The sequence below is a fragment of the Arthrobacter sp. SPT-J7 genome (assembly GCF_059089965.1).
Genome location: NZ_JBNHFF010000008.1, coordinates 134,794 through 160,886, shown reverse-complemented (window position 1 = coordinate 160,886; position 26,093 = coordinate 134,794). Strand labels below are relative to the sequence as shown.

Genomic DNA, 26,093 nt, shown 5'->3' with positions numbered 1-26,093 from the left:
ATGACGAGGAAACGTCTGAGTACCGCGGTCGCGCTCACAGCGGCCGGCTCGTTGCTGGCCATGACGGCCTGCACCACCGATCAGTCGATCACCGAAAACACCGGCAGCCCCGGCGCGTCAGCTCCGGCAGAGACCAGCGAGGCCTCCACCGAGTGGTTCAACCAAGAGCTTTATGACAAGCAATTCGAGCAGCGCACGGCCGACTTCCAGGGCGACGAGAAACAACCCTGGCTGCAGTACATCGCCGGCGACATGACCGACACCTCGGACTTCGCCTCCAAGGGGGCCAAGAAAGTCTGCTTCGCCAACGCGTCCATCTCCAACCCATGGCGGCAGACCGGCTGGATCACCATGAACCAGCAATTGAAGGTGCTGCAGGACAAGGGCGTGATCTCCGAGATGGAGACCCGCGACGCGCAGGACGACTCCGACACCCAGATTGCCGACATCGACTACTTCATCAGCGAAGGCAAGTGCGACGCGTTCGTGATCTCGCCGAACGCGACGGCGGCGCTGACGCCGGCCGTGGAACGGGCCTGCAAGACCGGCAAGCCGGTCGTCGTGTTCGACCGCGGCGTGGAGACCGATTGCCCCACCACATTCATACATCCCATTGGCGGGTTCGCCTGGGGCATCGACAGCGCCAACTTCCTCACCGACCGGCTGAAGCAAGGCGACAAGGTGGTGGCACTGCGCATCCTGCCCGGTGTGGACGTGCTGGAGCAGCGCTGGGCGGCGGCGGAGAAAATTTTCAAGGAGAAGGGAATCGAGGCCAAAGACTACTTCACCGGCGCCGACCCAACCGAGATCAAGAAGATCATCTCCGACGAGCTGGCCACCGGCGATGTGCAGGGTGTCTGGATGGACGCCGGCGACGGCGCAGTGGCCGCGATCGAGGCGTTCGAGGACGCCGGCAAGGACCTGCCGGTGATGACCGGCGAGGACGAGCTGAGCTTCTTGCGCAAGTGGAAGGACACCGGCATCGATGCACTGGCCCCGGTCTACTCCAACTTCCAGTGGCGCACGCCGCTGCTGGCGGTGCAGAAGATCTTCGCCGGCGAGGAAATTCCTGCCGAGTGGGTGCTGCCGCAGAAGCCGATCCCGGCCGAGGAGCTGGACGACTGGCTGAAACGCAATGAAGGCATGCCGGACGGCCACTATGCGAAGTTCGGCGGCGAGGACCTGCCGGGCTACCCGGAGGTCTGGCAGAAGCGCCAGATTCCCTAAGGCAGGCGTGTCCGGCCGAAGGTGGGGGCCCGGCCGGACACGTTGTTCCCGCCCGGGCCCCTGTTCGGGCGGATCACATACGGCACCGTGCACGGCACCAGCGCCAGTTGAGGGAGGTACATCATGGACCGGCCGATCGGGGTCAACACCTGGGTGTGGCAGTCCCCCCTGACCGATGCCGTGCTGCCGCAGCTGCTGGCGAAGATCGCCGGGATGGGGTTCGACGCGGTGGAACTGCCGCTGGAGAATCCCGGCGACTTCACCGCCGGCACCGCCCGGGACGCCCTTGCGGCCACGCACCTGTTGCCCTACCTGGTGGGCGCCATGGCGCCGGGCCGCGAATTGGTCCTGGCCGACGCCGGGTCGGTGCAGGATACCCAGGATTATCTGGGAGCCTGCATCGACCTGGCGCACGACCTCGGCGCCCCGGCGGTGTGCGGCCCGTTTTACTCGAGCACGGGCCGGGTCTGGCGGATCGACGCCGACGAGCGGACCGAGGCGTACCGCCAGCTGCGCGCGAATCTGGCGCCGCTGGCCGCCCTAGCCGAAGCGGCCGGCGTCGTGCTGGGGATCGAGCCGCTCAACCGGTACGAGACATCGCTGATCAACACCGTGGAGCAGGCGCTCGAAGCGCTGGAACCGCTGCTCGGCCACGGCGTGGGGCTGGCGCTGGACAGCTACCACCTGAACATTGAAGAACGTTCCAGCGCCGCGGCCATCCGCGCCGCCGGCGAACACTTGGTCCACCTGCAGGTCTGCGGCAACGACCGCGGAGCTCCGGGCGGCGACCAAACGGACTGGCCGGCGCTGGTCAAGGCGCTGGACGACGTGGGCTATACCGGCCCGCTGAACATCGAGAGCTTCACCGCAGACAACGCCGCCATCGCCACGGCCGCCTCGATCTGGCGGCCGCTGGCACCCAGTCAGGACCGGTTGGCCGAGGACGGGCTGGCGTTCCTGCGGAGCCTTTGACCGTGGAGGGGCGGTCGTGGCGGCGCAGGCCCGTTGGGCCTCCGCTGGTCCCGCCACCACGACAGACAGAGCCGCACCACAGACTGACGAGCACGAAGGAGAAGACGATGACCGCCAATCCGGACGGGCCGCCGCTGGGCGTGGCGGTGTTGGGGCACGCCTTCATGGGCAAGGCGCACTCCAATGCCTGGCGCAACGTCTCCGCCTTTTATCCCGGCGGGCCCGCTGTGGCCCAGCGGGTGCTGGCTGGCCGGGACCCGCACGGCGTGGCCGCGGATGCCGCCCGGTACGGCTGGGCCGAGGGGTCCACGGATTGGCGGGCCGTGCTGGAGCGCGACGATGTGCAGATCGTGGACATCTGCACGCCGGGACACTTGCATGCCGAGCTGGCCGTGGCCGCGCTGGAGGCCGGCAAGCACGTCATGGTGGAGAAGCCGCTGGCCAACTCGGTGGCCGAGGCCGAACTCATGGCGGCCGCGGCCCGCACCGCCCGCGCGGCCGGCGTGCAGGCGATGGTCGGCTTCAACTACCGGCGGGTTCCGGCGCTGGCCCTGGCCCGGCAGCTGATCGCGGACGGCAGGATCGGCACCGTGCGGCAGGTGCGGATCGCTTACCTGCAGGATTGGCTGGCCGACGATGCCGCGCCGATGACCTGGCGGCTGCGTCGGGAGACCGCCGGCTCCGGCGCGCTTGGCGACCTGGCCTCGCACGCTGTGGACCAGATCCATTTCCTGCTCGGCGCGCGGGTCACCTCCGTGTCCGCAACGCTGAACACCTTCGTGGGCACCCGGCAGGGTCCGGACGGGCCGGAAGCGGTGACGGTGGACGACGCCGCGTGGGCCACTCTACGGCTGGATTCCGGTGCGGTGGCCAGCCTGGAGGTCACCCGGATGGCCACCGGCCGCAAGAACGCGCTGCAGATCGAAGTGTATGGGTCGGGCGGGTACCTCAGCTTTGATCTGGAGCGGCTGAATGAACTCCACTATTACGACGCCGGTGCCCCGCCTGGGTTGGCAGGTGCGGCGAAAATTTTGGTCACCGAGCAGTCGCACCCCTACCTGCAGGCCTGGTGGCCGCCCGGGCACGTGCTCGGCTGGGACCACACGTTCACCAGCCAGGCCGCGGATTTCCTGGCCGCGGTAACTGCCGGCTCGCCACCCAATCCGAGCTTCGAGGACGGCCTGGCGGTGCAAAAGGTGCTGGACGCCATGGTGCGCAGCGCCGCACAGGAAGGCACCGCCGTCGTCCTCGCCGAATCCGGCACCCGCCACGATCTTTCAGCGACAGGAGCAACCGATGCCTCGTAACTTCACCCTGTTCACCGGCCAGTGGGCGGACCTGCCCTTCGAGAAGGTGGCGGAGTTGGCCGCCGGCTGGGGCTATGACGGCTTGGAAATCGCTGTGTCCGGCGACCATCTGGATGCCTGGCGCTGGGACGACGACGATTACATCGCCGACCGGCTGGGCATTTTGGAGCGCTACGGGCTGAAGGTGTGGGCCATCTCCAACCACCTCAAGGGCCAGGCCGTCTGCGACAATCCGATCGATTTCCGGCACCAAGCGATCGTCGGCGAGCGCGTGTGGGGCGACGGCGATCCGGAAGGCGTCCGGACGCGGGCGGCCGAGGAGATGATGCACACCGCGCGGTTGGCGCAGCGGCTCGGAGTGAAGACCGTGGTGGGGTTCACCGGGTCCTCGATCTGGCAATACGTGGCGATGTTCCCGCCGGTGCCGGCAGACGTGATCGACGCCGGCTACCGGGACTTCGCCGACCGCTGGAACCCCATCCTGGACGTGTTCGACGAATGCGGCGTGCGGTTCGCGCATGAGATCCATCCGTCCGAAATCGCCTATGACTACTGGTCCACGGTGCGGGCGCTGGAGGCCGTGGGGCACCGCGAGGCGTTCGGGATCAACTGGGATCCGAGCCACATGATGTGGCAAGACATCGACCCGGTGTCGCTGATCTGGGACTTCAAGGACCGGATCTACCACGTGGACTGCAAGGACACGAAGCTGCGGATCACCGGGCGCAACACCCGGCTGGGCTCGCACCTGCCGTGGGGTGATCCGCGGCGCGGCTGGGACTTTGTCTCCACCGGGCGCGGCGACGTGCCGTGGGAGGCCAGCTTCCGCGCGCTGGCTGCGATCGGGTACGACGGGCCAATCTCGGTGGAGTGGGAGGACGCCGGGATGGACCGGCTGCAGGGAGCGCCGGAAGCGCTGGAGTTCCTAAAGCGGTTCGACTTTGACCCGCCCGAGACCTCGTTCGACGCGGCGTTCAAGCAGTAGGGCTGCGCGCGGGCGGTTTGGAGCGTTCGCTCCCACGTATAGGACTAACTTCCCATGTCTTAGACCATCACGTGCCCCTGACCTGCGGCGATGCCGGCGGCCCCGCTAAGACGTGGGAGCGAAACTCGCACAGGCAGTCCGGCGGCCGCCCCTGCATCCGGCCGGGGTCCTCCAGTAGGCTGTGGTCATGCGCGATCTTCAGGCCACGATCATTGACGAACTGGGCGTCCAGCCCTCCATCGACCCGGCGCAGGAAGTCACCCGGCGCGTCGGATTCCTCAAGGACTACCTCAAAGCCAGCGGCACCAAGGGCTATGTGCTGGGCATCAGCGGCGGGGTCGACTCCAGCCTTGCCGGCAAGCTCGCCCAGCTGGCCGTGGACGAACTCAAGGCTGAGGGCCTCGAAGCCACGTTCGTGGCCGTACGGCTGCCCTACGGCGTCCAGCATGACGAAGAAGACGCGCAGGCCGCGATGGACTTCATCAAGCCCACGTCGACATGGACGTTCAACATCAAGTCGGCCGTTGACGGTTTCCAGTCCGAGTTCACGGCGACGACGGGTGAGGCGATCACGGACTTCAACAAGGGCAACATCAAGGCCCGTGCCCGGATGATGGCCCAGTACGCGCTGGCCGGACAGCACAATTACCTGGTGCTGGGCACCGACCACGGCGCAGAGTCGGTGACCGGCTTCTTCACGAAGTTCGGCGACGGTGCCGCCGACGTGCTGCCGCTCTTTGGTCTGAACAAGCGGCAGAACCGCCAACTCCTGGCATACCTTGGCGCCAGCGACCAGGTGGCGCACAAGGTGCCGACGGCGGACCTGCTGGACGACAAGCCGGGCCGCACGGATGAAGACGAGCTGGGCATCAGCTATGACCACATCGACGAATACCTAGAGGGCGGCGTGGTCCCTGATGAGGTCGCCGAGATGATCGAGCAGCGTTACCTGATGACCCGGCACAAGCGCACCACCCCGGTGTCCATCCTGGACAAGTGGTGGCGGAGCTGATGCTCAGCCGACCAGGCCCTTCGCCCGCCGCACGGCCTTCCGGAAGTCTTCCTGGTTTTTCTTGCTAATCAGGGCCTTGCCGCCAGGATTGGGCGCCTTGATGACGGTAGGCCGGGTGAACGCACCCATGTGCTTGGCCCACTGATTCTTGGTGAACGTCCCGCACAGCACGACCACTTCAAGGCGAGGCAGCAGCCTCAGGACCGACTTGAGCGCCTTGATCCCGGCGATGGTCTGAATTGGTGTCGGCTCGGCGCCGTCCAGGAAAAACGGCACCGTGTTCCACTGCAGGATTCCGTCGTGCAGATCCGCCTCGTTCCGTTCGTTCCAGCACCGCTCGGCGGCCTGGTCCGGGTTGTCGACTGAGGCGAATCCGAGCCCGTCGGCGGTGACTGTGCTGCTTCCGGGGCTGTCGAGCAAGAAGAGCACGCGGGCAGCGGATCCGGCGTCTGCCGGGTCAAAATGCGGTACGGGCTCCGCCCGTGTCTTGGCATATTCTTCCCGCCATTCTTCAAGTTCTTGAATGGCCGGCTCGGTTTGCAGCATGGCTTTCCGCTGCTGTTGTTCGTTCGGATCTGCGAGGGTCTGCGGCTTATCGGCGAACATGTCTCCAACATACCCTCGGCCCTAAAAAGCCGCAGGGGCAGCGCGCCGTTTCAACACCGCCGAGCCCGTTTCGCCTCCTCGGGGCCCGTTTGGCCCGGACGAGAAGCGCACCCTGCGCCGGTTGGGTAACGTAGCTGTTGTGAAGATTGCTACCTGGAATGTGAACTCGATCCGTGCCCGCGCCGACCGTGTTGAGGCTTGGCTCCAGCGCTCAGACGTGGATGTCTTGGCCATCCAGGAGACCAAAGCCAAGGATGAAAACTTCCCGTGGGACCTGTTCGAGAACAATGGCTACGAAGTGGCGCACTTCGGCCTGAATCAGTGGAACGGCGTGGCCATCGCCTCCCGGGTCGGCCTGGATGACGTTGAACGGACCTTCCCCGGCCAGCCGCACTTTGGCAAGACCGAGGAGATCACCGCCGCCGAGGCGCGCGCCATCGGGGCAACGTGCGGCGGCGTGCGGGTCTGGAGCCTCTATGTTCCCAACGGCCGCGCGGTCAACGATCCCCACATGCCCTACAAGCTGAACTGGCTGAAGGTCCTTAAGGAGGAGGCCGCCAGCTGGGTGCAGGCGGACCCCACCCTGAACCTCGCCCTGATGGGTGACTGGAACATCGCCCCCACCGACGACGACGTCTGGGACATCGAATGGTTCCGCGCCCAAAACGCCACGCACATCACCGAGCCGGAGCGTGCTGCTTTCCGCGCCTTCGAAGAGGCCGGATTCGTGGACGTCGTCCGGCCGCACACCCCCGGTCCCGGCGTCTACACCTACTGGGACTACACCCAGCTGCGCTTCCCCAAGAAGCAAGGCATGCGCATCGACTTCATCCTGGCCTCGCCGGCTCTGGCCGCCCGCGTCAGCGGCGCGATGATCGACCGCGAGGAGCGCAAGGGCAAGGGCGCCTCGGACCACGCCCCGGTCATCGCGGAGCTGGACTGAGATGAAGTTTCCGTACGTCTCCTACCTGCGGGTCTTCGAACCACTCGACGTGTTCGACGACGACCAGCAGCTGCTCATTATGAGCCAGCGCGGCCGCGGTCGGGACGTGACGGAGAATCTGGACCGCGGTGACTCGCTGCGCCGGATCACGCGCACGGTGTCCGATCCGTTCCCGCATTCCAGCGAGGACCTGATCCGGGTGCTGCATTACCCCACGGCCGATGGCATCACCGCCCCGCGGTATTGCCCCAACCAGCTGGCCGTCCGCAGTACCTTGGCCGCCGAATCGCTCTCCAGCAGTCTGCGGGACCCGCTGCTGGGGCTGCTGGTGCCCGAAGCCGCACGCGACGCCCAGCAGTCGCGGCTGGATCCGGACAACTTTGTGGAGTCCCTCGCCAAGCTGCACACCCGCAGCTCCACCTGGGGCATTCCGTTCGGCTGGTTCGTGCTGTTTCGCGAGGACGACCACACCGAAAAGGTGGAGACGGACCACACGCTGCAGACCGTCCGCTTGGCCGCCCCAGTTCCGCAGTGCATCGACCGGGCCCGGTACGCTGCGGCATCGCTGGCCGTGGCCGCCCCTGGGCTTGATCTGCTGGAAGAACTAACCGAGCTGATCGAGTGGCTGGAGACCTTCACGGCGGATGCCATCGTGGAGCTGGATTACGGCCGCGTGGCCGAACTGGTCTACCCGGACGAATCACCCTCGGACGTGCACGCCGGTATTGAATCGCTCGCCGACGGAGACATGACCGGTGCCGCTGCCGCCTACCGGCGCCTGGCCGGCCGCTGGATCAAGATCCGCCAACTGGCCCGCGCCTCCTGACTACTCCAGCCAGCAACGCCGCGTGCTCCCGCCTCTCGGTTTCGTCGAACGATCCGGCATGGTCATTTTGCGTCGGCCGAAATGCCACAGCTCACCGCAGCTGATAGAGGCACCGTCTGGCGTTGCTTCGTAAAGTGTGACTTGTTGGAGGCCCAGGTGGGCGGTCTCGTCGACATACTCAGGGTTATCAGTGCTTGACGGTTCAGATGGAAAATGGTCTCGGTACTCGTAGTTGAACGACGCCTACAGCAGGCCGGCGGACTTCCCAGAGTTCATGGCCTTAGCGGAAATATAGCTTGGCCGAGGTGGTCCTTTTGACAGCGGCGACGTTGATTCTACGCAACGGCGTGCGGCGGGGCCGGCCGGAGCCGTACGGTAGCCGGATGGAACGCTTTTCAGGGTTCATCGCGGGTCTGGGCACCAGCGCGGGTCGTCGCCTGGTGGTCGGGCACTGGTTGGACTCGCCGCTCGGCGCCTTCACGGACGTCATGACCGAGGACCGCGACGGGCTGCGGATGCTGCTGGCCCCCAACCGGGCGGTCGCCGACTATGTGTCCGCGACCTACCGCTTCGACGACGTGGTGGTGGCGCCGCTGGACGCCAGCCTGAGCGCCGCCGGGGAACTGAGCGCGGAACCGGGGAACGAACCCGGGACCGCCGCACTGGTCCTCCGCGTTTCCGGCGGCCCGCTGGAGCTGCGCGCCGACCTGGGCCCCGTGACAGCGCTGGGCTGGGTGCTGCAACTGGTCCCCGCCTGGATCGCCGTCCACCCGGCGTGGCTGACAGCCGTGAACCGCGCTGCGGGGATCCTGCTCCCGGGGGTGGCCACCGCCGGCTCCGCCGGAGGCGGACGTCGGGAGTACTATGGCGTGCGCTCCATCCGAAGCGTAGAGCGCGCCGCGGCGAGCTGGAACGGGGTCGGCCTCGGGCCCCTCGCGCCGGTGGATCCGCCCGTGCGCTTCAGCTTCAGTTCCGTCCCCCGCACGCCGCAGGCCGTGGCCGTCACGACGACGATCCTCCCCGCCCGCCGCTGAGGCGGGACCCGGTGATTGAAGGGAGTGAGTGGCGATCGTTCCGGAGGCACCAACACCTCCCCTTCTCAAGGTCGGCAGTTGCCCGCCCTAACCCTTCGGGCTTTTCCCGCACCCAGGTGGACGACCGGACCCAACGGGGTGTGGCCGTTCTCAATTTAGTTGGCACTCACGACCAAGGATTTTGCCAACTAAATTGAGAAGGAAGGCGGCCCGGTTGTTTCAATGGAGTTGGCGATTCCGGCCGCCCTCCAGTTGCGGGATGATGGCCGTTAATACACCAATTCATGAATACAGCTTTGGCTGTACTATCCTGGGGTTATGGCAACGGAAACTCTGACTCATTCTTCTGTGCTCTCCCGCTTCGGCTACGCCCTATCCGATCCGACTCGAGCACGGATTTTGCTGGCGCTGCGGGAGGCCCCGGCGTATCCGAGCGACTTGGCGGACCTGATCGGGGTGAGCAGGCAAAGCCTGTCCAACCATCTGGCCTGCCTTCGCGGGTGCGGGCTGGTTGTCTCGGTTCCGGAAGGTCGGAGATCAAGGTATGAGCTGGCAGATTCGCAGCTGGGGGACGCCTTGGGGGATCTGTTGAGTGTGGTGCTGGCCGTTGACCCGGAAGCCTGCGCGGACAGCGGACAGAAGGGGTGCTGCTGATGGCTACACATACCCATGCCGCCGTCGCGACCACTTCTCCGGAGCGCAGGGCGGTTCTGTCGCGGCGCATCCGGCTGTTCGTTGCAGCGACCATCACCTACAACGTGATCGAGGCGGTGGTCGCCCTCGCCGCCGGCTCTGCCGCTGACTCCAGTGCCCTAATCGGGTTCGGTCTTGATTCCCTGATCGAAGTCTCATCTGCTGCGGCTGTCGCCTGGCAATTCGCTGGACGCGATCCGGAAAGCCGGGAAAAGAAGGCGCTGCGCTTCATTGCCTTCTCCTTCTTCGCGCTTGCGGCCTTCGTCGCCGTCGATGCTGTGCGCTCCCTGCTGGGAGCCCGCGAAGCAGAACACTCGACAGTTGGCATTGTCCTAGCTGCACTGAGCCTGGCCATCATGCCCGTGCTGTCCTGGGCCCAGCGCCGTGCGGGACGGGAACTGGGGTCACGGTCAGCCGTCGCCGATTCCAAGCAGACCCTGCTCTGCACGTACCTGTCGGCGGTGCTGCTCGTGGGCCTGCTCTTGAACAGCACACTGGGGTGGTCGTGGGCCGATCCCATCGCCGCGCTGGTCATCGCGGCGGTAGCCGTCAAGGAAGGCCTTGAGGCCTGGCGCGGGGACAGCTGTTGCGCTCCGGGTATGCATCAGCATGTCGAAGACGAAGTCCCCGTTATGGCAGCGGCTGCCACGATGGCGGAGGTGCCTGCACCGCAAGGAGAGACACTCATCTTGTCCGCCAAGCAGAAAACCGATACCTGCTCCTGCTGCCCGCCGGATCAGACAGAAGGGAGCAAATGACCTTGCCCGCGAAGACTTCCATCAGCACGCCCAACAAGATTGCCATCGCCCTGGTCGTGGGCCTTGTGCTGACCGTTCTGGTCATGACCGCCTTGATCAACAGGAACAACCAGGAAGTGCAGACTGCCGCCGCCGCGTCCGCTGAAGTGGTGCGGGAGGAGAGTCACCGCCTGTCAACCGCCAAGGACGAGAAGGCGGTTCTCGTAGAGTTCCTGGACTTCGAATGTGAATCCTGCTTGGCCGCGTATCCCTTAGTAGAGGAAATGCGAGAGAAATACGGTCACCACTTGACCGTCGTCAGCCGATACTTCCCCCTTCCCGGCCACCCGAATTCGCTGACTGCGGCTGTGGCGGTCGAGGCGGCCGCCCAGCAGGGGAAGTTCGAGGACATGTACCACCGCATGTTTGAGACCCAGACCGAGTGGGGACATTCGCAGGAGTCGCAGGCCGGCACTTTCCGCGGCTACGCGGAAGACCTGGGAATGGACATGGCGGCCTACGACGCTGCGATGGCAGACCCTGCCACCACCGCACGGGTGGAAACGGACAAGAACGACGGTCTCGGGCTGGGTGTCAGCGGAACCCCCACTTTCTTCCTCGACGGGGAAAAGATTTCCCCCTCCACGTTGGAGGAGTTCGAACAGTTCATCAACGCCGCCATATTGGAATAGGGCATGACTAATCAACTGACATCCGTAGTGACCTGCCCGGGGTGCGGGCAGGAAGCCACCGTACAAATGCCCACGGATGCATGCCAGTTCTTCTGGGGATGCCCGGCCTGCGGCGAACGTGTGAGGCCTCTCGAAGGGGACTGCTGCGTGTTCTGCTCATTCAGGACCGTTCCCTGCCCCTCCAAGCAGGAGTCCAACGATTAACACCGGTCATTGAACTGCTTTCACGGGACACACTTACGCAACCATTTCAAGGGATGCCCGACGTACTTACGATTATCTGCTCGGGAAGATCTGCGGAAAACCGGGGGAATGCACCAGTGCTGCAGTAATCATGCGGCGCATGATGATGTTGTGAAAAGGCCGAATCAAGTTGAAGTAGAGCGGCCCCGTCCAACGGCGGTAATGCACGACGGTAGTGATTTGGAAATTGTTCTTGGGCTCGGTTCCGGTCGGCTCGACCTCGACGATGAGGTGGGCGATTAGATGAGTGTCCTCGGCGGTGAGCACCAGGTAGGTGTCTTCCTTGCTTGCGGAAACCGTGAAGAAGGCGAGCCTGCCGCCGGGGCGGAGGCTGATCTCTGCCGGGCGAGGTGCGCGGTTCGTCCGGCCGGATGGGTGTTCGAGGCGCATTAGGCGGGCCAGCCCGCCACGAGCCACGAACAGCGCCTTTAGCCAGATCGGTTGCCACGACAGGATGTTGCTGATGCCCTCACGCAGAGACAGTGATGTTTTGGCGCTCACCCTGTCTAGGTGGTCTGCTGACTTCGAATAGCGTTGGAGTTCGGGGTGCATGAGTTCGCCTTTCATGGGGGCAGCCGCTGTGGGTACAGATGATTCGAGGTCGGCGCACGTCTTCGGTGATGCCGTGTCCCGACCGCCGAGCAAGACCTCACGGCGAAGAAACGGTCTGATTGGCGGCGGTGATTTACGACGGCGGTGGGCCGGTTGACGCCCTGACCACCAGTTCGTGCGGCTGGATCCGCGGCACCTCCAAGCGTGCCTTGCCCTGCAGTTCAGCCAGCAGCAGCTCCGCGGCGTAGGCGCCCTGCTCGTCCGGCCGCTGCCGGATGGTGGTCAGGCCCATCGGCTCGGCGAACTCGTGGTCGTCAATACCCACCACGGAAATGTCCTCGGGCACCCGAAGCCCGCGTTCGTGGGCCGCCTGCAGCGCGCCGAAGGCCATCTCGTCCGCGGAGGCGAAGATCGCCGTCGGCCGCTCCCCCGGTGTATCCAGCAGCTGGCCGGCGGCTGCCTTGCCGCCGGCAAACCGGAAGTCCCCCATGGCCTGCCATTCCGGGCGGACCGGCAGGCCGTGCCGGGCCATGGTGTCCCGGAAGGCCTGCTCGCGCCGGCGCGGCACGTCGAAGTCGATGCCGTAGGAGCCGCCGCCCTGCAGATGCGCAATCCGGGCGTGGCCGAGCGAGATGAGGTATTCCACCGCGTCGGTGGCAGCGGCGGTGTCGTCCACGCTGACGCTGCGCAGCCCGTTCACGTGGCCGCCAACAATCACATTGGGGTATTCCAGCGCCCGCAGGGCCGCCAGCTCGTCCGGCGTCAGCTGCATGCACATCACCAACAGCGCGTCGATCCGTTTGCGCAGCATGGACCGGTGGAAGACGCGTTCGCGGTTGGTGCCGGTGCCGCCCAGGCTGAACACGATCAGGTCGTAGCCCGCTGCCCGCAAGACCCGGTCCACCCCTTCCAGCGCGGACGCAAAGTACCAGCGTTCGATCATCGGCAGCAGCACGCCCATCGCCATGGTGCGCCCGGAGGCCAGATGGGCCGCCGACGACGACGGCTCGTAGCCGAGCGAGTCGGCGGTCTGCAGCACCCGGTCGCGGGTGGCGGCGGAGACCCCGGACAGCCCGCGGAGGGCACGCGACACCGTCGCCGTCGAGACACCGGCGGCCCGGGCGACGTCGTCAATCCCGGTCACGGCATCCTCATCCCTTGAGACCACCCGCCAGCAGGCCGCGCACAAAGTAGCGCTGCAGGCCGAAGAACACCGCCAACGGCACGATGATGGAGACGAAGGCCCCTGCCGTCAGGCGGTGCCACTCATCGCCGCGGGTACCGGTCAGCTCCGCGAGCCGCTGCGTGATCGGTGCGACGTCCGCGGTGCCGCCGGAAAACACCAACGCCACCAGCAGGTCGTTCCAGACCCAGAGGAACTGGAAGATGCCGAAGGCGGCGATCGCCGGCACGGACAAGGGCAGGACGATCCGCCAGAAGATCGTTGCATGGCCCGCGCCATCCACCCGGGCCGCCTCGATGACTTCGCCCGGGATCTCGGAAATGAAATTGTGCAGCAGGAAGATGGCCAGCGGCAGCGCGAAGATGGAGTGCGCGATCCACAGCTGGGCGTAGGTTCCGGACGGCAGCAGTTGGAACTCGCCGATCTTGAGGTTGATGAACAGCGAGAGCAGCGGGATCAGCGCCATCTGCAGCGGCACGATCTGCAGCGCGAAAATGAAAATGAACAACGTGTCCTTGCCACGGAACCGGCCCCAAGCGAAAACATAGGCCGCCATGGAGGCGATCACCAACGGAATGATGGTGGCGGGGATGACGATCGCCAGCGAGTTGATGAAGTACTGGCCCAGATTGGACGCGGAGCCGCCCCCGGAAGCCAGCACGTCGGCGTAGTTCTTGGTGGTGAACTCCAGGTCGCCGAGGATGTTCCACCAGCCGTTGGCCTGGATGTTGTCTTCCGGCCGCAGCGAGGAGATGAAGAGTCCGAAGGTCGGCACTGTCCAGATGACGGCAATGATGATCGCCGCCGCAGTGGCGCCGCGTGAGGTGAGGCGCTTCTTGACCCGGCGGGCAATCGGGATCTGCACTTCGGCGGCGTTGGCCATTGCTGCCTCGGGAGCGGCCGGGATGGCAGGCGTTGTGCTCATCGAATTTCCCTCTGCTTCTTCAGCTGCCGGGCGTTGTAGAGCACGATCGGGAGCACCATCAGGAACAGGATCAGCGCCAGCGCGGCGCCGCGTCCCGGCTCGCCAGCGCGGAACGCCTGGGTGTACATCTCGTTGGCCACCACCGAGGTTTCAAAGTTGCCGCCCGTCATGGTCCGCACAATGTCGAAGACCTTCAGCGTGCCGATCGTGATGGTGGTGACCACCACGATCAGTGCCCCGCGGATCGACGGGATGGTGATGGAGAAGAACTGTTGCCGCGCGCTCGCCCCGTCCAGCCGGGCCGCCTCCACAATCTCGGTGGGAACGCCCTTGATCGCCGCGGAGAGGATCACCATGGCGAACCCGGTCTGGATCCACACCATCACAGCGATCAGGAAGAAGGTGTTCTCCGGCGCGTCCAGCAGGAACTGCTTGGGTTCGCCGCCGAACCACACCAGCAGCTGGTTCAGCAGGCCGATCTGCTCGCGTTCGGTCCCGCGGTAGGTGTACATGAACTTCCAGATCACGCCGGCGCCCACAAAGGAAATAGCCATCGGCATGAAAACCAGCGCCTTCAGCGCCTTCTCGCCGCGCGCCCGGTCGATGAACACGGCATAGGCCAGCCCGATGCCGGTGGACATCAACGGCACCAGGACGACCCACAGCAGGGTGTTGCGCAGCGTAACCAGCGCCTCGGGCTGGGTGAACATCCACACGAAGTTGTCCACGCCGTTGGGCGTTCCGTTGCGGTCGGTGAAGGCCAGGTAGGTGGTCTGGAGGGCAGGCCAAATCAGCCCAATAGCCAACAGCACGACGGCGGGGGCCAGGAATCCGATGATCGTCGCCTTATCGCGGAACGTCTTCGGGGCCCGGTCCACCAACAGCATGATCAAGGCGATGATCGCGGCAAAGATGGCCAGCGCGATCACTACCTGCACCAGCTTTTCGCCAACGTCTTCCATGGCACTCCTCCTTGGTGCGTGGAAGGGACGGGTCGTGCCCGGCCGCGCCGCCTGCAGTCACCACAGGCGGCACCGTCGGGCTACGGAATCCGGCTTAGTCCGAAGGCCAACTGGCTTCGATCGAATCCACCACTTCCTTGGTGGACTTGCCGTTGATCCATTCCACGACACCGCTCCAGAAGGAGTTGGCGCCCACCGCACCGGGCATCAGGTCCGAACCGTCGAAGCGGAAGGTGGTGTCCTCCGACTGCAGCAGTTCGATGGACTGGCGGTCCAGGTCGCTGGTGGCCAGAGCCGGGTCAAGGCCCTTGTTGGCGCTGATCGCAGCGCCCTGCTCCACCCGCTTGTTGGCGAACTCGGGTGAGGCCATGAACTGCAGGTAGGCCGAGACCTCTTTGCTTTCGGTGTAGGCAGCCACGAACTCGCCGCCGCCGGTGATGGCGCTGGCACCGGCTTCCTGGCCCGGAGTGATGAAGGCCCAGACATCGCCGTCCTCGGCCACGTTGGTGCCCTCGGGCCAGTTGGCCGCCTGGAAGGTGGCCTGGTGGTGCATGGCGCAGCTGCCGTCGATCACCGGCAGGCCGCCGTCGTCCACCGAGGTGGAGATGATCGAGCGGACGTCCCCGATGCCGCCGTTGACGTAGTCCTCGTTTTTCAGGATGTCTCCGACGGCGTCGAACGCGTCGGCCACCTTCGGGTCATTGAACGGGATCTCGTGGTTGACCCACTGGTCGTAGACGTCCGGACCGGCCTGGCGCAGCAAGGCGTCCTCGATCCAGTCGGTGCCGGCCCAGCCGGTCGCGTCGCCGGATTCGAACCCGGCGCACCACGGCTTCATGCTGCCCTCGTCCGCGATGGTCTTGGTCAGCGCCATCATCTCGTCCCACGTTTGCGGGACTTCCCAGCCCTTGTCCTTGAAAGCGGACGGCGAATACCAGATGTAGCCCTTGACGCTGGCCAGCATCGGAGCAGCGTAGAACGTGCCGTCAATCGTTCCGTAGTCCTTCCAGTCCGCGGACCAGTTCTTGTCCACCAGGTCGGAAACTTCCTTCGGCGCAGGCTTGAGGTTCCCGGCGCGTGCCTGCGCGGCCAGCAGGCCGGGCTGCGGGATGATCGCCACGTCGGGCGGGTTGCCGCCTTGGGCGCGGACTTGGAGCTGCGTTTCGAATTCGTTGGAGCCCTCGTACACCACGTCGATTCCGGTGCACTCTTCGAAGTCCGCCCAGGACTGGACCAGCTTCTCCTCCTCGGTATCCGTGATGGTCGAGTAGACGCTGACCTCGGCGCCGTCAAAGGTGCCGTAGGACTCGTAGGCGGAACAGTCGGCGGCTGCCGCCGACCCACTAGGCTCTTCCGTGTTTCCCCCGCAGGCGGAGAGTGTCAGTGCCATGGCGCTGAGCGCGGCCAACGGCAGAACGGCCTTTCTGGAGCGTGCGACGTGCATGATGTGACTCCTTTGTCCGGTGGCCGCGCAGACGCTGATAAAGGTCACGAAGAAAGCCACCCCCAGTACCAATGTGGTAACTGGTAACGTAAACGCTTACTAAGTGTGCTGCAAGACACATTTTCGCGGCCCGGCCCTTCGATATCGAATCGTGATCTGCGCCGCATTTACGGTTCACCGGGCGATCGGGCCCGCCCACTCTGCTGGGAAGATTATTAGTCTGGAAGTGGTCCTGACCCGCGAGCCGAGGAGTGTCAATGGCTGCAGCATCCGTACCGTGGTGGCGCGACGCCGTCATCTACCAGATCTATCCGCGCTCATTTGCGGACAACAACGGCGATGGAATGGGCGACCTGGCCGGCATCAGCGCCAAGATCCCCTACCTGAAGAACCTGGGCGTGGACGCCATCTGGCTGTCGCCGTTCTACGTCTCCCCGCAGAACGATGCAGGCTACGACGTGGCCGACTACCGCGCCGTCGATCCGCTCTTCGGCACGCTCGAAGACTTCGACTCCCTGCTGGCGCGCACGCATGAACTCGGTATGCGGGTGATCGTCGATCTGGTCCCCAACCACACCTCCGACCGGCACGAGTGGTTCGTCAGCGCACTGGCGGCCGCCCCGGGTTCGCCCGAGCGCGCCCGCTACATCTTCCGCGACGGCAAAGGCCCGGACGGCGCCGAGCCGCCCAACAACTGGCAGTCAGTGTTTGGCGGCAACGCGTGGACCCGGACCACCGGACCCGACGGCGAGCCGGGCCAGTGGTACCTGCATCTGTTCGACTCCACCCAGCCGGACCTGAACTGGGAGAACCCGGAGGTCCAGGCGGAGATGGTCTCCGTCCTGAGGTTTTGGCTGGACCGCGGCGTCGACGGCTTCCGCATTGATGTGGCCCATGGTTTGGTCAAGGCGGACGGTCTGCCGGACTGGGCGGCGAGGACGTCGATGGTGGCCGGCAACGAGCGGTTGCCCGGCGAGGACGCCTTGCTTGGCGACGACGGGGTACCGGTCGGCAAGCCGGTGGGCGCATCGCCGGCCCCGGATGCCCGCCCGGCCCAGGAGCAGGTGCTGGAACCGGCTGGCGGTGGGGTCCAGGGCTCGGCGGTCGCGGCCGGTTACGAGTCAGGCATGCCGGCTGTGGGCCTGGCGGAAGCCACCGTCCATCCGGATACCCCGCCCTACTTCGACCAGGACGGCGTGCATGAAATATACCGGGACTGGCATAAGGTTTTGGCCGAGTACGACGGCGACCGCATGCTGGTGGCGGAAGCCTGGGTAGAGCCGGTCGAGCGGCTCTTTGCCTACGTCCGGCCGGACGAAATGCACCAGGCCTTCAACTTCGACTTCCTGCTGGCCGGTTGGGATGCGGAGCGCATGTCCCGCAGCATCGACGATTCGCTGGCGGCGGCAGCGTCGGTGGGCGCGCCGAGCACCTGGGTGCTGTCCAACCACGACACGGTCCGGCACAGCTCCCGCTACGGGCTGGCCGACCCCACCACGTTCCCCAAGGGCATTGGCCCGGACGACGAACAGCCGGACGAGGAACTCGGTTACGCCCGTGGCCGTGCCGCAGCGCTGGTCATGCTGGCGCTGCCCGGCTCCGCCTACATTTACCAGGGCGATGAGTTGGGCCTGCCAGAGCACACCACCCTGCCGGCCGGGGTGCGCCAGGATCCGGCATTCTTCCGTACCGGCGGCGAAGAGCGCGGCCGGGACGGCTGTCGCGTTCCGATTCCGTGGCGGGCCAACGCGCACGGCTTCGGCTGGGGCTCCACCCAGCACGAACCGTGGCTGCCGCAACCGGAGGGCTTCGCCCGCTATGCGGTGGATCGGCAGGTGGGTGTGCCGGAGTCCAGCTACGAACTGTACCGGGCGGCGCTGAGCCTTCGCACCGAGCGGAAGCTGGGCCAGGGCAGCCTGGAGTGGGCGGCGGAGCACGATCCGGCGTCCGGAGTCTTGAGCTATCGCAACGGCACGGTGCAGGTGCTGGCCAACCTGGGCAGCTCGGCGATCCGCTTGCCCGCTGGCGCTTCCGTGTTGGTGGCGTCGACGGCCCGGACCGCTGACAGCGGCTCGCTGGCACCCAACGCCGCCGCCTGGCTGACCACCGGACGCTAGCCCCGCGCTCCGGTCACCGGACGCGGTCGGCGCGGACCAGGCGCGAGCGGGCGCCGGCCACCAAGTGGATCACCACCGGGAAGTGCATGCCGAGGGCCAGGTCCAGCGCTTCCACCAGGTCGGAGACTTCGTCGGCCACGGCTTGCGGTGACACGCCCAGCCGGGGCACCACCCGGATGCGCAGGGCGCCGCCGCCGTCGTAGTCGTAGGCAGTGACGGTTGCGTGCAGGATGCTGTGGCGTTCCTGCAGCGCGGCACGCAAGGCCTGCTCGGCCACGCCGGAACTGAGCTGGACGGCGCCGGGCGCGCCGTCGCCGTCGTAGTCAGCGGCAATGGTTCCGGCGCGGCCCTTGCCCTGCTGCGCCACCCAAGCGATCATCAGCAGCACCAGCAGGAGCAGCAGCAGGGACACCACGATCCACAGCCAGCTGTCCCGCTGGCCGGGCACAGTGGTGGTATCCAGCACTGTCCGCAGGTTGGCGCCGGCCTGTTCGGTGACGGCGTGCCACCAGCCCGCCAGCGCCGGAACCAGCGCCAGCGCCAGAGCCGTGGCGCCGGCCAGCATCAGCTTCAGCCCGAGGATGGTGATCAGGATGCGATTCAGGGCCCGGGGCGTCCGGTTCACTGTCCCACCACCCCTGAACTGGAGACGAAGACGCGCACCTGCGGGACCGGGCTGATCTGCGCCCGCCGGACTTCGTCCTCCACCGCCAGCTGGATGGCATCGGCGTCCACCGGTATGCCGGACGTGGGCCTCAGCCTGACCTCCACCAAGCCGCGCGACACCACCACCAGCACCTGCTCGCGCGCCACTTCCGCCTCGATGCGGGCGCGGCGTGCCAGCGAGGCAGCGAGCACTTCATCGTCCACCACCACCACGCCGCGGCGGCTGGGAATGCGGTGACGGTGCAGATGCCCAGGCAGCACCCCCTGCAGGAAGAAGAACAGCCCCAGCAGCAGGATCAGTGCCCCGGACGCACCCAGCACCGCCGGTGCTACGTTGCCCGGCAGTTGGTGCAGCCAGCCGGCTATCTCCTCCGGCATGGCCAGCCATGGCTGCTGCCCGATGGCCTTCAACGCGGATTCAAGCAGCAGGTACAGGGCGGTCAGACCAACAAGGACGGCGGCAATCACCGACGCCGTCGCTCGGGAACTGCGCAGTTCCCGGTTGGCCAGACGCTCCAGACGTTCGTCGGCCGGACGCGCTTCGGCCGGCCGGTCGCTTTCAACTTCGGTGTGGCTCACCGGACCCGGCCTCCTTCCTGCACGCGGATGCCGGTGACCCTGATGTCAACCCGGCTCAGCCGCGAACCGCTGATCCGCGAGACCTCTTCCAGGATCGCCCCCTTGGCGGCATGGGCCCGGTCCCAGACCGAGCCGCCGAAACCGGCCACCACCTGGGGGTCGCGCAGCACCCGGTCCAGCGGGGGGATGCCGACGGGAAGGGCCAGAGACAGGGCGAGGGAACCGGCGTCGTCACGCCATGTGGCGCGGACCAGCCCCGGCGGTATTCCCAGCAACTGCGCCGCGGCACCCTGGGCGGTGCTGGTCAAGGCCTGCGTGCTGACCCGGGTGTGTCCGGCGTAACGCCCCGCGTGCGGCCCGGCTGGGTGTGGCGGCTCGGCCGGGTGCGGCACCAATGGCTGTCCGTCCGGCCGGTAGCCCGGCGCCGGCCGGTCCGGGCGGGGAGGCATGTTCTCGGCGTCCACGGCACGGTCCGTCATGAAGACGAGCGGCGTCCGGTCAACGCATCGCGGATGCTGCGCCAGTCAAGTTTTCCTTCCGCGGCCCGGCCCAACAGCGCCCCCACGATCAGGAACACCGCCATCAGGAGGAATCCCCAGAAGTGGAACACCAGCGCGGCCCACGCCAGCACCGCTCCGACGGCCATGCCAACCACCGTGTAGCTCATCCTTGCTCCTCCCACCGTCCCGCGCATCCTGTTACTGGGCCACTGACCGGACCGGCTTCTCCGCCGGCACCTTTGGGTCCAGTCCGGGCACGTGCACGTCGTTGATCTCCACATTCACTTCAACCACGTCCAGCCCCACCAATTGCTCGACGGCGGCGTAAACCGCCGCGCGCACGCTGCTCGCCAGTTCGTGCAGCGGCTTGCCGTAGACAGCCACCAGGCTGATGTCCACGGCAACCTGCGTCTGGCCGACCTCCACGTGCACGCCCTGGGCGGCAGCATCACCACCGCCCACCACATCACGCAGTGCGCTCAAGGCCCGCGCGGTGCCGCTGCCCAGCGCGTAGACCCCCGAAACCGAGCGGGCCGCGACGGCCGCGACCTTGGCCACGGCTGTCTCTGAGATAGTGGTGCGCCCCGGAGCGGCGGGGATGCCCAGCGCCGGGTCGGGAAGCATCGACGGGTCAGTCCCGGCCTGTCCGGATTCCTGCAGGGTCGGCAGGTCCGTGCTGCCAACCGGTGGTGCAGCGGGTGCGGAGACAGGGACTTCCCCAGGAGCATCTCCTACGGACGGGGCGGACGGCCGATCCTCGTTGTGCATCTGTTCTCCCTGGCGGCTGTGCTGACTCTCAGGGCAAGCCTAACCCCTCATTCCCCGCAGTGTTCGGCCAGCCAGTCCTGCACCGGCCCAAGTGCTTCGGCAAAGGCTGTGACGTCGATCTTGTGGTCGGGTGCCGCCTGCTCCAGCAGCTGCTCCACCCGGTCCAGGTCATCAGTGAGCTCGGGCGGGACGCCGCGGCTGAATTCGTCCAGTTCCTTTTGCAGGGACTCCAGTTGGGAGTCCTCCACCCCGGTCATGAAGCCGAGCGGCACCAGCAGGAGTGAGGCCACGTTCCCCGCCACCGCGGCACAAGCGTCGGCCCGGTCTCCGTAACGGCCCCACACCTTGGCGCCTTTGCCTGGTTCGCCGCGTCCCTTAACATCAGCGGAGCCCGACGGCGGTGTTGGGCTGGGCGTTGCCGTGGCGGTTGGTTCAGGAGCCGGGTCGGGTGCCACGGGCGCTTCCGCAGGGGCGGTCTGCAGTTGGGGAGCGGCCGATGCAGTGGGGGCAGGCACCGCCGTCGTTGGTTCCTCTGTCGGATCCGCGCTGCTGCATGATGTCAGCATGATGGCCATTGCCACGCCGCCGGCTGCAATCTTCAGAAGGGCCTGCACTACGCTCCTCGCTCCCATCGTCCCCGGTTAGTGCCTCATCAGGTGCAGGCGGCACACGGAATACCTACCCATGGTAGGCCGGTCATCCTGAATGGAGGCTGGGAGGCAGCTGGGACCGGCACGAAGGCCGGGAAGAGGCCGGCGAGGAGGTCAGGCTGGAAGCAGTGTGCCCGGCAACACCGCATGATCCTGCAACTATTCCGCTAACGTCCGGTTGAAGAGCTCCGGACGGTTCATCGGCCACTCGTGCGGGGACTTCGGCGCCAGCCCACCAAGGGCGTTCGGCAGCAGCCCGGCCAGCATAGGCGCTGACTCCCGAGCCTGCCGCGGTTCCTTTTCGCCGGCCGCGATGAGCACCGGACAGGCGGCCTTGTCGAGGCCCTCGACCTTCGTGCCGACGAAGATCTCCGAGATGATGGCACGGTATTGCTGCGGGTCGGGTGCGGACGCCTCTAAGGCAAGGTGCGGCATCAGCCCACTATAGCGGCGAGGGAATCACTTTGCCGGGAAGAACGGAGTTCTCGTGGTGAACCGCGGCTTGGCCTTGGCTTTCGCCGCGATGGGAGGCTTCTTTGCTTAAAGCCTCTCTGTTTACAGGGACAGCTTCTCTCCCGGAGTGGGGACCCGAAGCCGGTCATCCAGGCTGCCGGCCGAGAATTCGGCACGCAGCTGAGCGTGGCCTTCGCTGTAGTGGCTCCAGCCCTCGGCGTGGACCGGCACCACGGCTGTGGCTTCCAGCATCCGGGCGGCTTCGGCAGCATCTTGGGCGGTCAGTGTGAGCGCATCGTTGTCGAAGACGCCCACCCGGGCGGCGCCAGCGAAGAGAACCGCCAGGCCAATCGGTGCGAACCGTTCGGCAACGGCGCCTACTACCTCCAGCGAAGCGTTGTCACCGCTGACGTAAACGCTCGGCAGGTCGGATGCCGTGAGAACGAACCCGGTCACCGTACCGACCACGGGTTCGCACCCGTCCGGTCCGTGCTGCGCCGGGACTGCGGTGATGGTGATCGTGGCGCGGTCGGGAGCCTCAAGCACTGACCGCTCCCAGGGAGCCATACCGGTGACGGCAGTCATCCTTTCCGCTGCCTCCAAAGTTCCGAGGACCTTGACGCCGCCGGATTCCACCAGCCGCCGGCCGGAGGAATCCAAGTTGTCTACATGCTGGTCATGCGAAAGCAGGATGACATCCACCGCCGGCAGGTCTTCAACGTGGATGGCTGGCCTGATGGTCTTGACCAAGGTTCCGGTCGGGGCCGGGAACTCGCCCGGTTCATCAAAGGTGGGGTCGGTCAGGAAGGTCCAGCCGCCATACTCCAGCAAGGCGGTCGGCCCCCCAACATGGGTGAATGCCGTTTCGCTCATGTGCCTATGGTCCCGCACTGCGCCCGCCGTGGACAGACGCACGAGACGACGAAGCCCCGCGTCCTGATTAAGGACTGCGGGGCTTCGTTTAACCAGCCGTGCTAGCGGGCACGTATCTGGCCGCGGATGGTGCCTGACGGACCCAGCGGGCACAATCGGTGCATGGGACGGCGACAATCCCGCCCTCACCGAATAACGGGAGGCAAACCATGAAAACGTTCGGATATTTGATCCTGACCCTCGCCGCCGGTTGCGCGCTGGCGGCGATTTGGATCGCCGAGTCCCGCTGGCAGTGGGCGTTCACGGCCCTGTTGGTATTTTTCATCGGCAGGGCACTGGCCAAACGGCCGGCACCAGAAGCGGCTCAAGTACACGCGGGCCAACATCGACGCGGTAAATCGGCTGCTCAAGGACTAAGTCGCGCTAGCGCCACGAGCATCCTCGCCGCACTCGCCTACGGGTCACTTTCGGTGGCGGCCCCCGGAGTCGGAGTTTGCGTCGGCTAGAAACGCCCCACCCTCACCCACCCATCGGTGCAACTGCTTCTCCAAGGCCTCGGTCCCCGGAAGTCCTCTGGACTTGCCATGACCGCTGCGCGTCAGCCTTTCCATCGTGCTGCCTGTAAGCAGCTGATGTGGGCGGCGGGACGGGGCTTCAAATTTAGTTTCAGGTACCAACATAGAGCTCCTTATTTTTATTGCGGGAATGTGAAGGTTGGGCTGGCAGGTGTAGCGGACACCATCGGTGGTTCTCCCCGTGACGATGACCTAATACCACTGCCGACTATCAAGATGTCCCGAAAGGTCTGCACGTTCTTCTGGAGGCAGTTATTGCCAATCCGGTTCTGATTGACATATGGCTTCCACTATATTTGTTGACAGTTTAGAGCAGGCTAAGTTTCGCGGTTGGCGCGTGTGAATTCTTCGAGGGCCTGCTAGCTAACATGCCGATAACTATGAGCAGATAGCCAATTATGCCAATGAGAGGCAACTGCGTGACGATTCCGCCCACAACTACCAGCACCCCAATCAACAAGAGGAGCAGCCCCGGCCATCTCCGAGTAATCTGCCCTAACACTTAGGCCGCTCCTCCCAGTGGTTCAGTTCCCGGTCGCGCAGGCCCGGCGGATGTCGCGGCACGGCCCCGCCAAGGTGAACTGCTTGCCTGCGACCGAACCAGGAGTTCGGCCTCTAGAGGGGTTCGGAACCGTTTTTCTGCACGATGTTGACTAGTTGCTTTTCCCACGAGCTTGAATTCGTTTCGGGCAGACGGACGATGACCCTGCAAAAATACTCCTTAAGATGGCATTACATTTTTCTTGCCCCCATACATCGACAGTAGCCAAAAAGCCAAGTTAAGTAAAAACATAAAATGGTGACAGTAGCAACACCGAAGAAAGGGGACATGAACAATGCCAGTCAAAAGGAATGTTTCTGGTTCGTAATTTTCGAACAATTGTCAGTGCTTACCCACGCGTTTGGCCTAACAAAAGCATCCGCGTTTCAGCCGAGACCTGAACCACCTTGAACCCGACGGTTTCCATCGAGTCCACCCTCCCGAATAACTCTGGGGTCTGACGGATTCCGGGCGCGACGGTTGTGACCAAACGTGCCGAAGAGCTGTTGGCCGGATACGAGCGCGTGGGCTTCGTGAAGTCAAAGACCGAGGAGGCACGCCCGGGCACCCAGCTGATGTTAACCCCTTGGGCTGCCCCTTAGTCCCATCAGCAAGGGCTCCATCCAGGTCCGTGGTCAGCTGCCGGGGGACGCTCCAGAAATCGTTCCGAACTATCCCAGCACCGACTACAACCAGAAGACTGTCATTGCCCTGACCCGCAAGATGCGCGAGATCATCGCTCAGGGCCCGTCGTCGACGTCACGGTTGACGAGATCGTTCCCGGCAAGTTCTGGTGTTGATCCGCCCCTTACATGAAGACTTGAAGATCCCACAGCCCTAGGAGGCCTCGAAAACCACTCAGGAACCACGTCGCGCTCGGAAAACCAGGCAGCGACAGCGATAAGCAGGGAAACCGAACCACTCCTGGATCCTCCCAGGAAGAACGAAACCCCGGAACTCAAGGAGTTCCGGGGTTTTCATTCGTTTTGCTGGTGGCTCCGACCGGCGTCGATCCGGTGACCTTTCGATTTTCAGTCGAACGCTCTACCAACTGAGCTACAGAGCCGTGGCAACATCTTGCGATGATCACCGTTGGCGTTCCGAAATCGCTCCGGAAACCAAAGCGACCCTGACGGGACTTGAACCCGCGACCTCCGCCGTGACAGGGCGGCGCGCTAACCAACTGCGCTACAGGGCCTTGCATTTTTTACGAGACTCAATCCTACCAGCCTTTTGAAGCGGTTCTGACCACTCCAGCGGCTGCCATTCATGCGTCTCGCGTACCCCCAACGGGATTCGAACCCGTGCCGCCGCCGTGAAAGGGCGGTGTCCTAGGCCGCTAGACGATGGGGGCCAGGACCACTTGGGATTCATTTCCCCGCTGTGGACCTATAAAACTATAGGGCCTGCTTCGGGAAAAACCAAAACGGGCCATCCTGCCCTGCGGTGGCGGCCCCGGGAACCTCTCCCCACCTGCCGCGGGTAGAGTCGAATGCATGCCGATGGAGATGTCCCTGCCGGAATTCGAGGACGCGGTCAACGACGCGATCGACCAGATTCCGGAAGACATCATGCGCGAAATGAGCAACGTCGGCATCTTCGTCGAAGAGGAATACGTCCCGCAGCCCTGGGAGGACCCGGAGACGGAACTACTGGGCATTTATGAAGGCACGCCTCTCACCGAGCGGGACCATTGGTGGGCTGCCGGATCCATGCCCGACCGGATCGTGATCTTCCGCGGCCCCACCTTGCGGATGTGCTCCTCCCGGGAAGAAATTGTCCACGAGGTCCTGGTTACCGTGATCCACGAAGTCGCCCACCATTTCGGCATCGACGACGATCGCTTGCACGAGTTGGGCTGGGGCTAACACCGGGCTTCCGGCCCCTCGCGGCCACTCAGGGCGCGAGTGACTTCGCAGGCCCTGGTGCACCTCCCCCGGCACGGCTGACAGGTCAGCCACGGCTGCCACGTCAGCGCGGGATGCGCTGCTGCCAGATCAGGGCAGACTGCACGCCTGGCTTGCCCGC

General features: G+C 65.4%; 28 protein-coding genes and 3 tRNA genes. 14 read left to right on the top strand and 17 right to left on the bottom strand.

Features of this window, described 5'->3' with window-relative positions:
- The 5 genes from AC5RWX_RS14280 (at position 1) to nadE (ending at position 5,503) form a co-directional block, all read left to right on the top strand.
- Complete coding sequence (locus AC5RWX_RS14280; RefSeq protein WP_493942265.1) at positions 1 to 1,227, top strand: substrate-binding domain-containing protein; 1,227 nt, start codon at positions 1 to 3, stop codon at positions 1,225 to 1,227.
- Positions 1,228 to 1,350: 123 nt separating this feature from the next.
- The gene (locus AC5RWX_RS14275; protein WP_493942264.1) at positions 1,351 to 2,199 is read left to right on the top strand and encodes a sugar phosphate isomerase/epimerase family protein; all 849 of its coding nucleotides are present in this window, start codon (positions 1,351 to 1,353) and stop codon (positions 2,197 to 2,199) included.
- 107 nt (positions 2,200 to 2,306) lie between these two features.
- Entirely contained in the window at positions 2,307 to 3,506 is a 1,200-nt protein-coding gene (locus AC5RWX_RS14270; RefSeq protein WP_493942263.1) for a Gfo/Idh/MocA family protein, read from the top strand.
- Positions 3,496 to 4,491, top strand: a complete 996-nt coding sequence (locus AC5RWX_RS14265) for a sugar phosphate isomerase/epimerase family protein (protein WP_493945076.1) — start codon at positions 3,496 to 3,498, stop codon at positions 4,489 to 4,491. Before AC5RWX_RS14270 ends, AC5RWX_RS14265 begins: the two co-directional genes overlap by 11 nt.
- A 187-nt stretch (positions 4,492 to 4,678) precedes the next feature.
- The gene (gene nadE, locus AC5RWX_RS14260) at positions 4,679 to 5,503 is read left to right on the top strand and encodes an NAD(+) synthase (protein ID WP_493940678.1); all 825 of its coding nucleotides are present in this window, start codon (positions 4,679 to 4,681) and stop codon (positions 5,501 to 5,503) included.
- A 3-nt stretch (positions 5,504 to 5,506) separates the two neighbouring features.
- On the opposite strand, the gene AC5RWX_RS14255 is transcribed toward nadE, so the two are convergent.
- Positions 5,507 to 6,109, bottom strand: a complete 603-nt coding sequence (locus AC5RWX_RS14255; RefSeq protein ID WP_493940677.1) for a uracil-DNA glycosylase family protein — start codon at positions 6,107 to 6,109, stop codon at positions 5,507 to 5,509.
- Positions 6,110 to 6,248: 139 nt separating this feature from the next.
- Here AC5RWX_RS14255 and AC5RWX_RS14250 point away from each other — a divergent pair, with 139 nt between their 5' ends.
- The 7 genes from AC5RWX_RS14250 to AC5RWX_RS14220 all read left to right on the top strand — a co-directional run bounded on the left by AC5RWX_RS14250 (position 6,249) and on the right by AC5RWX_RS14220 (position 11,238).
- Positions 6,249 to 7,052, top strand: a complete 804-nt coding sequence (locus AC5RWX_RS14250; RefSeq protein WP_493940676.1) for an exodeoxyribonuclease III — start codon at positions 6,249 to 6,251, stop codon at positions 7,050 to 7,052.
- Position 7,053: 1 nt separating this feature from the next.
- Positions 7,054 to 7,878: a DUF8083 family protein gene (locus AC5RWX_RS14245; protein WP_493940675.1), complete on the top strand. Its 825-nt coding sequence runs from the start codon at positions 7,054 to 7,056 to the stop codon at positions 7,876 to 7,878.
- A gap of 383 nt (positions 7,879 to 8,261) precedes the next feature.
- Positions 8,262 to 8,912, top strand: coding sequence for a hypothetical protein (locus AC5RWX_RS14240; protein ID WP_493940674.1), 651 nt, complete (start codon positions 8,262 to 8,264; stop codon positions 8,910 to 8,912).
- Positions 8,913 to 9,230: 318 nt separating this feature from the next.
- Complete coding sequence (locus AC5RWX_RS14235) at positions 9,231 to 9,566, top strand: ArsR/SmtB family transcription factor (RefSeq protein ID WP_493940673.1); 336 nt, start codon at positions 9,231 to 9,233, stop codon at positions 9,564 to 9,566.
- Positions 9,566 to 10,363 carry a cation efflux transmembrane domain-containing protein gene (locus AC5RWX_RS14230; RefSeq protein ID WP_493940672.1) on the top strand — a complete coding sequence of 266 codons (798 nt, stop codon included), beginning with the start codon at positions 9,566 to 9,568 and terminating at the stop codon, positions 10,361 to 10,363. Before AC5RWX_RS14235 ends, AC5RWX_RS14230 begins: the two co-directional genes overlap by 1 nt.
- Positions 10,360 to 11,034 carry a DsbA family protein gene (locus tag AC5RWX_RS14225; RefSeq protein WP_493940671.1) on the top strand — a complete coding sequence of 225 codons (675 nt, stop codon included), beginning with the start codon at positions 10,360 to 10,362 and terminating at the stop codon, positions 11,032 to 11,034. The genes AC5RWX_RS14230 and AC5RWX_RS14225 overlap by 4 nt, the downstream gene beginning before the upstream one ends.
- A gap of 3 nt (positions 11,035 to 11,037) precedes the next feature.
- The gene (locus tag AC5RWX_RS14220; RefSeq protein ID WP_493940670.1) at positions 11,038 to 11,238 is read left to right on the top strand and encodes a GDCCVxC domain-containing (seleno)protein; all 201 of its coding nucleotides are present in this window, start codon (positions 11,038 to 11,040) and stop codon (positions 11,236 to 11,238) included.
- 72 nt (positions 11,239 to 11,310) lie between these two features.
- On the opposite strand, the gene AC5RWX_RS14215 is transcribed toward AC5RWX_RS14220, so the two are convergent.
- The 5 genes from AC5RWX_RS14215 to AC5RWX_RS14195 all read right to left on the bottom strand — a co-directional run bounded on the left by AC5RWX_RS14215 (position 11,311) and on the right by AC5RWX_RS14195 (position 16,343).
- Complete coding sequence (locus tag AC5RWX_RS14215) at positions 11,311 to 11,844, bottom strand: DUF2867 domain-containing protein (RefSeq protein ID WP_493940669.1); 534 nt, start codon at positions 11,842 to 11,844, stop codon at positions 11,311 to 11,313.
- Positions 11,845 to 11,962: 118 nt separating this feature from the next.
- Positions 11,963 to 12,973, bottom strand: coding sequence for a LacI family DNA-binding transcriptional regulator (locus tag AC5RWX_RS14210; protein WP_493940668.1), 1,011 nt, complete (start codon positions 12,971 to 12,973; stop codon positions 11,963 to 11,965).
- 7 nt (positions 12,974 to 12,980) lie between these two features.
- Positions 12,981 to 13,937 (bottom strand): carbohydrate ABC transporter permease, encoded by a 957-nt coding sequence (locus AC5RWX_RS14205; RefSeq protein WP_494097549.1) that lies wholly within the window; start codon positions 13,935 to 13,937, stop codon positions 12,981 to 12,983.
- Positions 13,934 to 14,899 carry a carbohydrate ABC transporter permease gene (locus AC5RWX_RS14200; protein ID WP_493940666.1) on the bottom strand — a complete coding sequence of 322 codons (966 nt, stop codon included), beginning with the start codon at positions 14,897 to 14,899 and terminating at the stop codon, positions 13,934 to 13,936. The genes AC5RWX_RS14205 and AC5RWX_RS14200 overlap by 4 nt, the downstream gene beginning before the upstream one ends.
- 94 nt (positions 14,900 to 14,993) lie before the next feature.
- Positions 14,994 to 16,343: an ABC transporter substrate-binding protein gene (locus AC5RWX_RS14195; RefSeq protein ID WP_493940665.1), complete on the bottom strand. Its 1,350-nt coding sequence runs from the start codon at positions 16,341 to 16,343 to the stop codon at positions 14,994 to 14,996.
- Between the two features lie 257 nt (positions 16,344 to 16,600).
- On the opposite strand from AC5RWX_RS14195, the gene AC5RWX_RS14190 reads away from it, so the two are divergent.
- Positions 16,601 to 18,460 carry a glycoside hydrolase family 13 protein gene (locus AC5RWX_RS14190; protein ID WP_493940664.1) on the top strand — a complete coding sequence of 620 codons (1,860 nt, stop codon included), beginning with the start codon at positions 16,601 to 16,603 and terminating at the stop codon, positions 18,458 to 18,460.
- Positions 18,461 to 18,473: 13 nt separating this feature from the next.
- Here AC5RWX_RS14190 and AC5RWX_RS14185 read toward each other — a convergent pair whose 3' ends face one another.
- From AC5RWX_RS14185 to AC5RWX_RS14135, 11 genes are all read right to left on the bottom strand, one after another.
- Positions 18,474 to 19,085, bottom strand: coding sequence for a hypothetical protein (locus tag AC5RWX_RS14185; RefSeq protein ID WP_493940663.1), 612 nt, complete (start codon positions 19,083 to 19,085; stop codon positions 18,474 to 18,476).
- Positions 19,082 to 19,705: a hypothetical protein gene (locus AC5RWX_RS14180; RefSeq protein ID WP_493940662.1), complete on the bottom strand. Its 624-nt coding sequence runs from the start codon at positions 19,703 to 19,705 to the stop codon at positions 19,082 to 19,084. Before AC5RWX_RS14180 ends, AC5RWX_RS14185 begins: the two co-directional genes overlap by 4 nt.
- Entirely contained in the window at positions 19,702 to 20,184 is a 483-nt protein-coding gene (locus AC5RWX_RS14175) for a hypothetical protein (protein WP_493940661.1), read from the bottom strand. Before AC5RWX_RS14175 ends, AC5RWX_RS14180 begins: the two co-directional genes overlap by 4 nt.
- Positions 20,181 to 20,372 carry a hypothetical protein gene (locus AC5RWX_RS14170; RefSeq protein WP_493940660.1) on the bottom strand — a complete coding sequence of 64 codons (192 nt, stop codon included), beginning with the start codon at positions 20,370 to 20,372 and terminating at the stop codon, positions 20,181 to 20,183. The genes AC5RWX_RS14175 and AC5RWX_RS14170 overlap by 4 nt, the downstream gene beginning before the upstream one ends.
- 31 nt (positions 20,373 to 20,403) lie before the next feature.
- Entirely contained in the window at positions 20,404 to 20,829 is a 426-nt protein-coding gene (locus AC5RWX_RS14165) for an Asp23/Gls24 family envelope stress response protein (protein WP_493940682.1), read from the bottom strand.
- 191 nt (positions 20,830 to 21,020) lie between these two features.
- On the bottom strand, positions 21,021 to 21,587 hold the full coding sequence (locus AC5RWX_RS14160) for a hypothetical protein (RefSeq protein ID WP_493940659.1): 567 nt from the start codon (positions 21,585 to 21,587) through the stop codon (positions 21,021 to 21,023).
- A 195-nt stretch (positions 21,588 to 21,782) separates the two neighbouring features.
- A complete protein-coding gene (locus AC5RWX_RS14155) occupies positions 21,783 to 22,058 on the bottom strand; it encodes an alpha/beta fold hydrolase (RefSeq protein ID WP_493940658.1) in 276 nt (91 codons plus the stop codon).
- 120 nt (positions 22,059 to 22,178) lie between these two features.
- Entirely contained in the window at positions 22,179 to 22,949 is a 771-nt protein-coding gene (locus AC5RWX_RS14150; RefSeq protein ID WP_493940657.1) for an MBL fold metallo-hydrolase, read from the bottom strand.
- 2,106 nt (positions 22,950 to 25,055) lie between these two features.
- A tRNA-Phe gene (locus tag AC5RWX_RS14145) sits at positions 25,056 to 25,131 on the bottom strand.
- Between the two features lie 58 nt (positions 25,132 to 25,189).
- Positions 25,190 to 25,263 (bottom strand) — tRNA-Asp (locus AC5RWX_RS14140).
- A gap of 83 nt (positions 25,264 to 25,346) precedes the next feature.
- Positions 25,347 to 25,419, bottom strand: a tRNA-Glu gene (locus tag AC5RWX_RS14135).
- A 142-nt stretch (positions 25,420 to 25,561) separates the two neighbouring features.
- Between AC5RWX_RS14135 and AC5RWX_RS14130 the strand changes: the two genes are divergently transcribed.
- Positions 25,562 to 25,933 carry a metallopeptidase family protein gene (locus AC5RWX_RS14130; protein ID WP_493940655.1) on the top strand — a complete coding sequence of 124 codons (372 nt, stop codon included), beginning with the start codon at positions 25,562 to 25,564 and terminating at the stop codon, positions 25,931 to 25,933.
- Positions 25,934 to 26,093: the final 160 nt, after the last annotated feature.

Excerpts from the sequence above, each read along its gene's own strand:
- AC5RWX_RS14155 (WP_493940658.1), bottom strand. The coding sequence starts at position 22,058 with ATGCCGCACCTTGCCTTAGAGGCGTCCGCACCCGACCCGCAGCAATAC.
- AC5RWX_RS14195 (WP_493940665.1), bottom strand. The coding sequence starts at position 16,343 with ATGCACGTCGCACGCTCCAGAAAGGCCGTTCTGCCGTTGGCCGCGCTC.
- AC5RWX_RS14280 (WP_493942265.1), top strand. The coding sequence starts at position 1 with ATGACGAGGAAACGTCTGAGTACCGCGGTCGCGCTCACAGCGGCCGGC.
- AC5RWX_RS14240 (WP_493940674.1), top strand. The coding sequence starts at position 8,262 with ATGGAACGCTTTTCAGGGTTCATCGCGGGTCTGGGCACCAGCGCGGGT.
- AC5RWX_RS14255 (WP_493940677.1), bottom strand. The coding sequence starts at position 6,109 with ATGTTCGCCGATAAGCCGCAGACCCTCGCAGATCCGAACGAACAACAG.
- AC5RWX_RS14275 (WP_493942264.1), top strand. The coding sequence starts at position 1,351 with ATGGACCGGCCGATCGGGGTCAACACCTGGGTGTGGCAGTCCCCCCTG.
- AC5RWX_RS14215 (WP_493940669.1), bottom strand. The coding sequence starts at position 11,844 with ATGAAAGGCGAACTCATGCACCCCGAACTCCAACGCTATTCGAAGTCA.
- AC5RWX_RS14165 (WP_493940682.1), bottom strand. The coding sequence starts at position 20,829 with ATGCTTCCCGACCCGGCGCTGGGCATCCCCGCCGCTCCGGGGCGCACC.
- AC5RWX_RS14220 (WP_493940670.1), top strand. The coding sequence starts at position 11,038 with ATGACTAATCAACTGACATCCGTAGTGACCTGCCCGGGGTGCGGGCAG.
- AC5RWX_RS14130 (WP_493940655.1), top strand. The coding sequence starts at position 25,562 with ATGCCGATGGAGATGTCCCTGCCGGAATTCGAGGACGCGGTCAACGAC.
- AC5RWX_RS14265 (WP_493945076.1), top strand. The coding sequence starts at position 3,496 with ATGCCTCGTAACTTCACCCTGTTCACCGGCCAGTGGGCGGACCTGCCC.
- AC5RWX_RS14190 (WP_493940664.1), top strand. The coding sequence starts at position 16,601 with ATGGCTGCAGCATCCGTACCGTGGTGGCGCGACGCCGTCATCTACCAG.
- AC5RWX_RS14205 (WP_494097549.1), bottom strand. The coding sequence starts at position 13,937 with ATGAGCACAACGCCTGCCATCCCGGCCGCTCCCGAGGCAGCAATGGCC.
- AC5RWX_RS14175 (WP_493940661.1), bottom strand. The coding sequence starts at position 20,184 with ATGACGGACCGTGCCGTGGACGCCGAGAACATGCCTCCCCGCCCGGAC.
- AC5RWX_RS14170 (WP_493940660.1), bottom strand. The coding sequence starts at position 20,372 with ATGAGCTACACGGTGGTTGGCATGGCCGTCGGAGCGGTGCTGGCGTGG.
- nadE (WP_493940678.1), top strand. The coding sequence starts at position 4,679 with ATGCGCGATCTTCAGGCCACGATCATTGACGAACTGGGCGTCCAGCCC.
- AC5RWX_RS14150 (WP_493940657.1), bottom strand. The coding sequence starts at position 22,949 with ATGAGCGAAACGGCATTCACCCATGTTGGGGGGCCGACCGCCTTGCTG.
- AC5RWX_RS14245 (WP_493940675.1), top strand. The coding sequence starts at position 7,054 with ATGAAGTTTCCGTACGTCTCCTACCTGCGGGTCTTCGAACCACTCGAC.
- AC5RWX_RS14235 (WP_493940673.1), top strand. The coding sequence starts at position 9,231 with ATGGCAACGGAAACTCTGACTCATTCTTCTGTGCTCTCCCGCTTCGGC.
- AC5RWX_RS14230 (WP_493940672.1), top strand. The coding sequence starts at position 9,566 with ATGGCTACACATACCCATGCCGCCGTCGCGACCACTTCTCCGGAGCGC.
- AC5RWX_RS14225 (WP_493940671.1), top strand. The coding sequence starts at position 10,360 with ATGACCTTGCCCGCGAAGACTTCCATCAGCACGCCCAACAAGATTGCC.
- AC5RWX_RS14200 (WP_493940666.1), bottom strand. The coding sequence starts at position 14,899 with ATGGAAGACGTTGGCGAAAAGCTGGTGCAGGTAGTGATCGCGCTGGCC.
- AC5RWX_RS14270 (WP_493942263.1), top strand. The coding sequence starts at position 2,307 with ATGACCGCCAATCCGGACGGGCCGCCGCTGGGCGTGGCGGTGTTGGGG.